Annotated in this window: 8 protein-coding genes and 2 pseudogenes; 4 read left to right on the top strand and 6 right to left on the bottom strand. The window is 66.9% G+C overall.

What is annotated here, in order from left to right:
- The 5 genes and pseudogenes from R1101_RS26395 to R1101_RS0110790 form a co-directional block, all read right to left on the bottom strand.
- Positions 1–411 (bottom strand): annotated as a pseudogene (locus R1101_RS26395) (cholesterol oxidase substrate-binding domain-containing protein); the annotation flags it as partial.
- 32 nt (positions 412–443) lie between these two features.
- The gene (locus tag R1101_RS0110805) at positions 444–1,304 is read right to left on the bottom strand and encodes a MaoC/PaaZ C-terminal domain-containing protein (protein ID WP_016933450.1); all 861 of its coding nucleotides are present in this window, start codon (positions 1,302–1,304) and stop codon (positions 444–446) included.
- 40 nt (positions 1,305–1,344) lie between these two features.
- Positions 1,345–3,057 (bottom strand): 3-oxosteroid 1-dehydrogenase, encoded by a 1,713-nt coding sequence (gene kstD / locus R1101_RS0110800; RefSeq protein WP_198420259.1) that lies wholly within the window; start codon positions 3,055–3,057, stop codon positions 1,345–1,347.
- 177 nt (positions 3,058–3,234) lie between these two features.
- A complete protein-coding gene (locus R1101_RS0110795; RefSeq protein WP_016933448.1) occupies positions 3,235–3,597 on the bottom strand; it encodes a hypothetical protein in 363 nt (120 codons plus the stop codon).
- Positions 3,598–3,599: 2 nt separating this feature from the next.
- Entirely contained in the window at positions 3,600–4,748 is a 1,149-nt protein-coding gene (locus R1101_RS0110790; RefSeq protein ID WP_016933447.1) for a Rieske 2Fe-2S domain-containing protein, read from the bottom strand.
- A gap of 191 nt (positions 4,749–4,939) precedes the next feature.
- On the opposite strand from R1101_RS0110790, the gene hsaA reads away from it, so the two are divergent.
- The 4 genes from hsaA to hsaB are packed head-to-tail and all read left to right on the top strand — an operon-like array spanning position 4,940 to position 8,486.
- Positions 4,940–6,115: a 3-hydroxy-9,10-secoandrosta-1,3,5(10)-triene-9,17-dione monooxygenase oxygenase subunit gene (gene hsaA, locus R1101_RS0110785; protein ID WP_016933446.1), complete on the top strand. Its 1,176-nt coding sequence runs from the start codon at positions 4,940–4,942 to the stop codon at positions 6,113–6,115.
- Positions 6,116–6,123: 8 nt separating this feature from the next.
- Positions 6,124–6,999 carry a 4,5:9,10-diseco-3-hydroxy-5,9,17-trioxoandrosta-1(10),2-diene-4-oate hydrolase gene (hsaD, locus tag R1101_RS0110780; RefSeq protein WP_016933445.1) on the top strand — a complete coding sequence of 292 codons (876 nt, stop codon included), beginning with the start codon at positions 6,124–6,126 and terminating at the stop codon, positions 6,997–6,999.
- Positions 7,000–7,899, top strand: coding sequence for an iron-dependent extradiol dioxygenase HsaC (gene hsaC / locus R1101_RS0110775; protein WP_016933444.1), 900 nt, complete (start codon positions 7,000–7,002; stop codon positions 7,897–7,899).
- Entirely contained in the window at positions 7,899–8,486 is a 588-nt protein-coding gene (gene hsaB / locus R1101_RS0110770; protein WP_016933443.1) for a 3-hydroxy-9,10-secoandrosta-1,3,5(10)-triene-9,17-dione monooxygenase reductase subunit, read from the top strand. Before hsaC ends, hsaB begins: the two co-directional genes overlap by 1 nt.
- Positions 8,487–8,546: 60 nt before the next feature.
- Here the strand turns inward: hsaB and R1101_RS26390 are convergent.
- Positions 8,547–9,119, bottom strand: a pseudogene (locus tag R1101_RS26390) (hypothetical protein); the annotation flags it as partial.

Below are 9,119 nucleotides of genomic sequence, written 5' to 3'. Positions count from 1 at the left end.
CACCTGCACCCGGTTGAGGTGGAGCATGGTGTCGGCGAGGATCACCCGGTCGACGGGCGCACCGTTGACGATCGTCAGCGGTGTCCAGCCGTGCATCGCTCCGCGCGGTCGGATGGTGTATCCGCTCCGGTGTGCCCAGTTCACGAGACGCACGATGTCGTCGGGAGTGCGCGGCGCACAGGTCTGGATCGCGTCCAGCATGATCTCTTTCGACCAGTTCTGGTACGCCTGCTGATAGAGCTCGATGCCCTCGGGAAAGCCCGGTGGGGTAGGGAGCGTCGCTCCTGCCGATCCGGAAGGAACCGCGTGGACCGGAGTCCAGCCGCCGATCGCGGTGACGGCCAGCGCGCCTGCACCGGCCGCAAGGAAGCCGCGCCGCGACAGGCGCGGCGACGAATCACGAAGTGTCATGTCGTATGTCGCTCTTTTCGGGGGCGCGGCGCTCAGGCCACGGTGAGTACCACGTCGGTCAGGGCGGGGGCGAGGTCGCGTTCGACCACGGATGCGGTGACGAGCTTGCGTTCGCCGTCGTTCCAGACGCGTACCCGGAGTGTCTCGCCGGGGAAGACCACGCCGGCGAAACGGGCACGGAATCCTTTCACGCGGGACGCGTCCGCATCCAGCAGGTTGTCGGTCACGGCCCTGCACACGATGCCGTAGGTGCACAGCCCGTGCAGAATGGGTGCGGGAAATCCTGCAGCGGAAGCGAATTCCGGATCGGAATGGAGCGGGTTGCGGTCGCCGCACAGCCGGTACAGCAACGCTTGCTGAGGCAGGGTGGGCACGTCGAACTCGGCATCCGGCGCGCGGTCGGGGTACTCCACCGACTCCGACGGTCCACGTTCACCGCCGAAACCGCCCTCGCCGCGAGCGAAGATCGACGACCGTGCGGTCCACAGGGGGGTGCCGTCGAGATCCTCGGTCCTCGATTCCTGGACCACGACAGCGGCCTTGCCCTTGTCCCATACCTCGGCGATGCGGGTGATCGTGCGTCCCTTGCCCGAAGCCGGGACGGGTGCGTGCACGGTCACCTCCTGACTGCCGTGGACGACTCGGGCGAGATCGATCTCGATTCCGGGGAACGACACCTTCGGCGGCTCGACCTGGTGGAAGGTCGCGGCGACGGTCGCGAAGGTGGGGAGCGCCTGGGGCTCCTTGTCGTGGAGGTATCGGAGTTCGCCTGCGTCGGTCGGACGGGAACCGGCACCGATGCCGAGGTTGTAGAGCTGGACATCGGTACTGTTCCACTCGAATTCCTGGGCGGGCAGTTCGGCTCCGACGGCAACCGAGGGGTCGATGGGCACAGGCGCTTCCTTTCTACGGCTCGAACTCGGGTCGGTCGGGTCACACGGTGTCGGCGGATGCTCGCATTTCTCCGGTGTGGTCGTCACGTGTGCGGTCGAGGATGTCGAGTGCCGCGAGGTAGCCGAAGGTCATCGCCGGTCCGATGGTGGCGCCGGGGCCGGCATAGGTGTGGCCCATGACCGGCGAGCTGACGTTGCCGGTCGCGTAGAGGCCGTCGATCACGGTGCCGTCCTCGCGCAGGACCCGGCCGTGGACGTCGGTGACGAGGCCACCCTTGGTGCCGAGATCACCGGGGACCACCGCGAACGCGTAGAACGGGGCCTTGTCGACCACGCCGAGGCTCGGGTTCGGCTTGTTGCGCGGGTCCCCGTAGTAGTGGTCGTAGTGGGATTCGCCGCGGCCGAAGTCCTCGTCCTTCCCGGCGCGTGCGAACCTGTTGAACCGCTGCACGGTCTCGGTGAGGGCGTCGGCCGGCACCCCGATCCTCTCGGCGAGTTCGGCGATGGAACCGGCCTTGACGAGTACGCCGGCCTCGAACCACCGGCGGGGGAAGGGGGTGCGGGGCGTGATGCCGGCGAAGGTGTAGCGGTCGCGGTAACGCTGATCGAGGATCAGCCAGCTGGGGGTGTTCTCTCCCGGACCGTCGCCGCGTCCGTGCTTGCCGCCGTACATCGCATGGGTCGCCTCGACGTAGGGCGCCGACTCGTTGACGAAGCGCTTGCCCGCTGTATTGACCATGAGGCAACCGGGGAGACTGCGTTCCGACAGTGCGAACCACGGGCCGCCGGTGAGCGTGAAGGACGGTCCCCACCAGGCGTCGTCCATGAAGTCGACTGCGGCGCCGAGCTTCTGTCCGGCGAGGATGCCGTCGCCGGTGTTGGCCTTCGCCCCCACGGTCCACTCGGTGCCGATCGGCTGACGCTGGTACTGCGCCCGCATCTCGGCGTTGTGCTCGAAACCGCCGCTGGCGAGGATCACGCCCTTGCGGGCGCGGATGATGCGCTTCTCACCGTTCGCGACGACCTCGACACCGCGCACGGTGCCGTCCTCGACGACGAGATCGGTGAGCGCGGTTTCCAGGAGGAGGGGGACGCCGGCGTCGCGCAGGCCGATTCGCAGACCGGCCATGAGCGCCTGGCCCCGGACGAGCAGGTGCTTCCTGGTGAGATTCGCCCAGACGAAACGCGCCCCGACCCGCATGGCGCGCACCGGTCCGCGCGGGTTGCGCATGAGCAGGTTCAGCCACTTGTAGTCGGCCTGGGTGATGACGAAGTTCTTGGGAGCGCGGGCGTAATCGGGTTCGAGGAGTGCGAGATCCTCGCCGAGGCGGCGCCCGTCGAAAGGTGCCGGTTCCACCGAACGGCCCCCGGGCCGTCCGCCGGGCGCCTCGGGGTAGTAGTCGGAATAGCCCGGTACCCACTGCAGTTCGAGCGCGCTGTTCTTCAGGACGAAGGAGAGCATCTCCGGTCCGCGATCGATATAGGTGTCGATCTTCTCGGCGGGCACGTCGTCGCCGATGATGCTGTGGAGGTACTTCCGGGCTTCCTCGGGGGTGTCGTCCACCCCGGCGGCCTTCAGTGCCTCGTTGTTCGGGATCCACACACCGCCGCCCGATCGGGCGCTCGACCCGCCGTAGCGCGGCGCCTTCTCGATCAGGACCACGTCGGCACCCTTGCGGGCGGCGGTGACGGCGGCGGTCATCCCGCCGGCACCGCTGCCGACGACAACGATGTCGTATTCCTGCTTCGTCATGTAGAACACGTTATAGAAATGGTGGTGCCGAGTCCATCCCCGAAAACGAAGAGTCCTGGGCGTGAACCGAAGACGGCGTGATGTCGGCAGTGGAACCCGATACCACCGAGGAAAGGGAACGCGACAGCACCGTCGGTGGGACGGTGCTGTCGCGTGGTGGATCGGTGACGGGGTCGGTCAGGTGGGGGATCCGTCGGGCACGGGAAGGGTGCCGTCGAGCACGGCCCGGTCGATGCTCGCCCCGAGTTGCGGACACCCTTCGCGCGGCGTGATGGACGAACCTCGCGTCGAGGTGTTTCCTCGGAAGGTCGGGCACACGGTGTCCGGATCCTCCTGCCACTGCACGCTCGTGTGCGAGAGGCTGCTTTTGCGGACGAGGACGCACGTGCCGCACTCGCGGCACCGTACCTCGTGCTGGCCGGACTCCAGATAATTGATCTTGTCGATGGCGGTCTGAGCGGCGACGGCCTCGGCCCGGCCGGGCCACTCGGAGAAGTCCGGGGACTTCGCCCACCTGCTCTGTCGGGCCGAGGCGCTCATCGTCAGACCTCCGCTTCCTGCTGGCCCTGTTCTTCCTCGCGCTTCGTGCGTTCGAGGTTCTCGGCGACTTCCTTCTCCCAGGCCTCGTTCGCCTTGGCGGTGTCGACTTCGAACTCGAAGCGGCCCGTCATCTTCTCCGTCACGTCGGCGACGTCGACGTAGAACTGCTCGTACCAGCGCCGGAGCTGGTAGACCGGACCGTCCTCGTCGCACAGCAGCGGATTCTCGATCTTGGTCTTGTTCTTCCAGATCTCGACGTCCTGCAGGAAGCCCTCACCGACACCTTCGGTGAGCTTGGCGGCCAGTGCATCCGACTGCTCCGCCGACATGCCCGTGGGCTTCTTGACGATGACGCCGTACTGGAGCATGAACGAATCGTGCGTGATCGGGTAATGACAGTTGATCAACACGGATTCGGTCCGGTACCCGCCGTAGTTGTTCTCGAGCGGATTGATCATGTAGGAGGGGCCGTAATAGGCCGCATACGACCGGAGTGTCGACTCCATGCCGTACTGCGTCGCCATGCCCTTGTCCGGCCGCCCCCGGGTGTTGAGGTACTGCTCGGCGATATGCCCCTCGAAGACGTTCTTGAAGAACGTGGGGAAGGCGTAGTGGATGTAGAAGAAGTGCGCCATGTCGACGACGTTGTCGATGATCTCCCGGCAGTTGGAACCTTCGATGAGGATCTGGTTCCAGGTCCAGTCCGTCCATTCGTCGCTGCCGTACTGCTCGATCTCGGGGATCGTGACGTCCGCCGGTGGCTCGTTGCCCTCGGGGTCGTTCCAGACGAACAGCTGTCCGTGGCGCTCCATCGTCGTCCACGCCCGGGTTCGCGCGAGCGGTGGGACGCGACGCGCATAGGGGATGTCGGTGCACTTGCCGTTGCCGCCCCACCGCCAGTCGTGGAACGGGCAGGCGACCGAGTCACCCTTGATCTCCCCTTGCGACAGGTCGCCACCCATGTGGCGGCAGTACGCGTCGAGCACCTTCAGATCGCCGTTGCTGTCGGCCCACACCACGAGTTTCGTGCCGAAGGCCTCGACGGCGTGGGGCTTGCCGTCCCTGAACGTGCGACCGAGGCCGAGGCAGTGCCAGCCTCGCGCGAAACGCGTCCGGACCTCTCCGACGTCGATCTCGCGAATCTGTGCCATGTCCGCTCACTTCCTTCCGGAAATCATCTCTAGAACACGTTATAGAACTCGCGTGCGGAGGGGAAGGGTTCGGGGACTTTGGTCCCTCTATAGGGATTGCCTACCTGCGGTGCGCCTGCATCTCGACACGAATAAGAACATGTTCTAGTCTCGGTACAAGCGATCATTTCCTGAACAGACGGGAGCGTCCAGTGGGCGACCACGACAGCCACGAGGTACTGCAGCGGATCGACGCTCTGCTGCCCACGCTGCGCGAACGGGCGCAGGAGGCCGAGAATCTGCGCCGGGTACCCGACGACTCGATCAAGGAACTCCAGGAAGCCGGTTTCTTCAAACTTCTGCAACCGGCGCAGTGGGGCGGATACGAGGCCGATCCCGTCACCTTCTACACCGCGGTACGCGACATCGCGAGCGCGTGCGGATCGACCGGCTGGGTCTCCGGCATCATCGGCGTCCACAACTGGCATCTCGCGCTCTTCGGGCAGCAGGCGCAGGAAGAGGTCTGGGGCGACGACACCGACGTGCGGATCTCCTCGTCCTACGCACCCATGGGCGCCGGTGAGGTCGTCGACGGCGGATACAAGGTCAACGGGGCCTGGGCCTGGTCGTCGGGATGCGACCACGCGAGCTGGGTCGTCGTCGGTGGCCCGGTCATCAAGGACGGCCGGCCCGTGGACTTCGGCAGCTTCCTGATCCCGCGGTCCGAATACGAGATCGACGACGTGTGGCACGTGGTCGGCCTGCGGGGCACCGGATCCAACACGGTGAAGGTGAAGGACGTCTTCGTCCCCACCCACCGGTTCCTCAGCTTCAAGAGCATGAACGATCTCACCTCGCCCGGGCTCGAGCGCAACACCGCACCCGTCTACAAGATGCCGTGGGGCACCATCCATCCCACGACCATTTCGACACCCATCGTCGGTATGGCCTACGGCGCGTACGCGGCGCACGTCGAGCACCAGGGCAAACGGGTCCGCGCCGCCTACGCCGGCGAGAAGGCCAAGGACGATCCGTTCGCCAAGATCCGCATCGCCGAGGCGTCCAGCGACATCGACGCCGCATGGCGCCAGCTGTCGGGCAACGTCGCCGACGAATACGCCCATCTGGTCGCCGGACGGGAGGTTCCGATGGAACTGCGTCTGCGGGCACGTCGCGACCAGGTCCGCGCGACCGGCCGTGCCATCGCGTCGATCGACCGCCTCTTCGAGAACTCGGGTGCCACCGCACTCGCGGACGGCACACCGATCCAGCGTTTCTGGCGCGACGCACACGCCGGTCGCGTGCACGCCGCCAACGATGCCGAACGCGCCTACGTGATGTTCGGTGCCGCCGAGTTCGGCCTGCCGATCACCGACACGATGGTCTAGGGGTGGATGTGACCGCACTCGACGAGATCACCTACGAATCGACCTCCCGTTTCGCGCAGGTCCGCGACGACCTCCGCCTGCACTACCACGAAGCCGGCGTCGGCAACGACACCACGATCGTGCTGCTCCACGGCGGTGGGCCGGGCGCGTCGTCGTGGTCGAACTTCGCCAGGAACATCCCGGTGCTGGCACAACGGTTCCACGTGCTCGCCGTCGATCAGCCGGGTTACGGCAGATCCGACAAGCCCACCGAGCATCCGCAGTACTTCGTCCACAGTTCGTCGGCGCTGAAGGATCTGCTCGACACCCTCGGCATCACCGATCGCGTCCACCTCCTCGGCAACTCGCTGGGCGGTGGCGCGGCTGTGCGGTTCGCCCTCGACCACCCCGAGCGCGCCGGACGGCTCGTCCTGATGGGCCCGGGTGGGCTGAGCGTCAACCTGTTCGCGCCCGATCCCACCGAGGGCGTCAAGAATCTCGGCCGGTTCTCGTACGAGCCCACCCGTGAGAATCTCGAGGCGTTCCTGCGGATCATGGTCTTCGACCAGTCGCTGATCACTCCCGAGCTCGTCGAGGAGCGGTTCGCGTCGGCGAGCACCCCCGAGTCGCTCGCCGCGGCGAAGGCGATGGGAAAGTCGTTCTCCAGCGCCGAATTCGAGAAGGGGATGCTCTGGCGCGACGCCTACAAGCTCCGCCAGCGGGTCCTGCTGATCTGGGGCCGCGAGGACCGCGTGAACCCGCTCGACGGTGCTCTCGTCGCCCTGAAGATGATCCCCCGTGCCCAACTGCACGTGTTCGGTGGATGCGGCCACTGGGCACAGCTCGAGAAGTTCGACGAATTCAACCGCCTGACAGTGGATTTCCTCACGGATGGAGTCGAATAGATGAGTATCCGGTCGCTGGCATATCTGCGGATCGGCGCTACCGACGTACCGGCCTGGCGCGAGTACGGTCTGAAGGTCCTCGGCATGATCGAGGGCAAGGGCGTCCACTCCGATGCGCTGTACCTGCGGATGGACGACTTCCCGGCCCGGCTCGTGATCGAGCCGCACGAGTCCGACACGCTGCTCGTCTCGGGGTGGGAGACCGCGAACGCCGCCGATCTCCAGTCGGTTCGCGACAGCCTCTCGGCGGCGGGCGTGCCGTTCAAGGAGGGTACCGCCGAGCAGCTCGCCGATCGTCGCGTCGACGAACTGATCGTCTTCCAGGATCCGTCGGGCAACACGCTCGAGGCGTTCCACGGTGCCGCGCTCGAACATCGCCGCGTGGTCAGCCCGTACGGGCACAAGTTCGTCACCGGTGAACAGGGTCTCGGGCACGTGGTGCTCTCGACCCGCGACGACGAGGAATCGCTGCGCTTCTACCGCGACGTGCTCGGTTTCCGTCTGCGCGACTCCATGCGGATGCCCCCGCAGATGGTCGGCCGGCCCGCCGACGGAAAACCCGCCTGGCTGAGGTTTTTCGGATGCAACCCGCGCCACCACAGTCTCGCCTTCCTGCCCATGCCCACCCCGTCGGGCATCGTGCACCTCATGATCGAGGTGGAGAACTCCGACGACGTCGGTCTCGCCCTCGACCGCGCGCTGCGGAAGAAGGTCAGGATGTCCGCGACGCTGGGGCGCCACGTGAACGACAAGATGCTGTCCTTCTACATGAAGACCCCGGGGGGATTCGACGTCGAATTCGGTTGCGAGGGGCTGCAGGTCGAGGACGACGACTGGATCGCCCGTGAATCCACGGCCGTGAGCCTGTGGGGGCACGACTTCTCGGTGGGAATGCAGTGATGACCGCGCCGGAGGCCGGACGGGACGGTGCGATCGACCCGCGGGCGTTCCGCACCGTGCTCGGACAATTCTGCACCGGCGTCACCGTCATCACCACCACCGAGGACGACGGAACGCCGGTGGGATTCGCGTGCCAGTCGTTCGCCGCGTTGTCGCTCGACCCGCCGTTGGTGCTGTTCTGCCCCACGAAGCAGTCGCGGTCGTGGGCGGCGATCGAACGAGCCGGCCGGTTCTGCGTCAACGTTCTCGCCGAGGAGCAGCAGCAGACCTGCGCGCGGTTCGGCTCCCGCGAACCCGACAAGTTCGCCGGCCTCGACTGGACGTCCTCACCGCTGGGCTCACCCGTCCTCACCGGATCGCTCGCGCACATCGACTGCACGGTCGAGACGGCGCACGACGGGGGAGACCACTGGGTGGTGTTCGGGCGTGTGTCGTCGCTGAGCGAAGTGCGCGACGACAAGGAGCGCCCGCTGCTCTTCTACCGGGGGCAGTACACCGGGATCGAACCGGAGAAGACCACTCCGGCACCCTGGCGCGACGACCTCGAAGCGTTCCTCACCTCGGTCACGGAGGACACCTGGTTGTAGACCGCACGACGAAGCCGGGACGGCCACATGCGATGTGGCCGTCCCGGCTTCGTATGTGGATCAGGAACGGTCGGTGTCGGTCGCGTCGTCCGGCGATTCCTCGTAGTACTCCGTGGTCACGACGCGGCGCACCAGGCGCGGCTTGCGCGGTCGATCGTCGTCCGCGCTGCCTGTCGCGGCCGTGTCCGTCTTCGCGTCGGTCGTGCTGGTGTCGGTGCCGGCCGGCTGCGGCGGCGTGAAGTGCGCCGGCCCCGTCGGCCCCGGACCGACGATCTCCTGCTCACCGCCGGTGCCGCCGCGCGCCGCGTGGCGGGCGGTGTCCGCCGCCGAGTGTGCGGTGCCGGACGGGGCGGCCGGTGTCGACGCGGTATGCCCGGGCATCGAGTGCTCGAGCGATTCGTCCCTCTGGCCCTCGCTCGGCCGGTAGTTGCCGGCGATCTCCTCACGAGCGACATCGGGCGGCGTCGGCGAATGCCCGGTGCTCGCGGTGGGCGAATGCCCGGTCCCCGTGGTGGGTGATTGTGCGGTCCCCGTGGTGGGCGATTGTGCGGTCCCCGCAGTGGGCGATTGTGCGGTCCCCGCCGGCGCTGCGGTGCCGTACGACTCGGCGGTGTGCGGCGCTCCGGTACTGCC

The organism is Rhodococcus sp. R1101, from assembly GCF_000278445.1.
Lineage (GTDB): Bacteria > Actinomycetota > Actinomycetes > Mycobacteriales > Mycobacteriaceae > Rhodococcus > Rhodococcus gordoniae.
Note: the sequence above shows the minus strand (reverse complement) of the source record. Positions and strands in the feature narration are given on the sequence as shown.

Coding starts and splice junctions, on each gene's coding strand:
- kstD (WP_198420259.1), bottom strand. CDS start 3,057: ATGACGAAGCAGGAATACGACATCGTTGTCGTCGGCAGCGGTGCCGGC.
- R1101_RS0110795 (WP_016933448.1), bottom strand. CDS start 3,597: ATGAGCGCCTCGGCCCGACAGAGCAGGTGGGCGAAGTCCCCGGACTTC.
- R1101_RS0110790 (WP_016933447.1), bottom strand. CDS start 4,748: ATGGCACAGATTCGCGAGATCGACGTCGGAGAGGTCCGGACGCGTTTC.
- hsaC (WP_016933444.1), top strand. CDS start 7,000: ATGAGTATCCGGTCGCTGGCATATCTGCGGATCGGCGCTACCGACGTA.
- hsaB (WP_016933443.1), top strand. CDS start 7,899: ATGACCGCGCCGGAGGCCGGACGGGACGGTGCGATCGACCCGCGGGCG.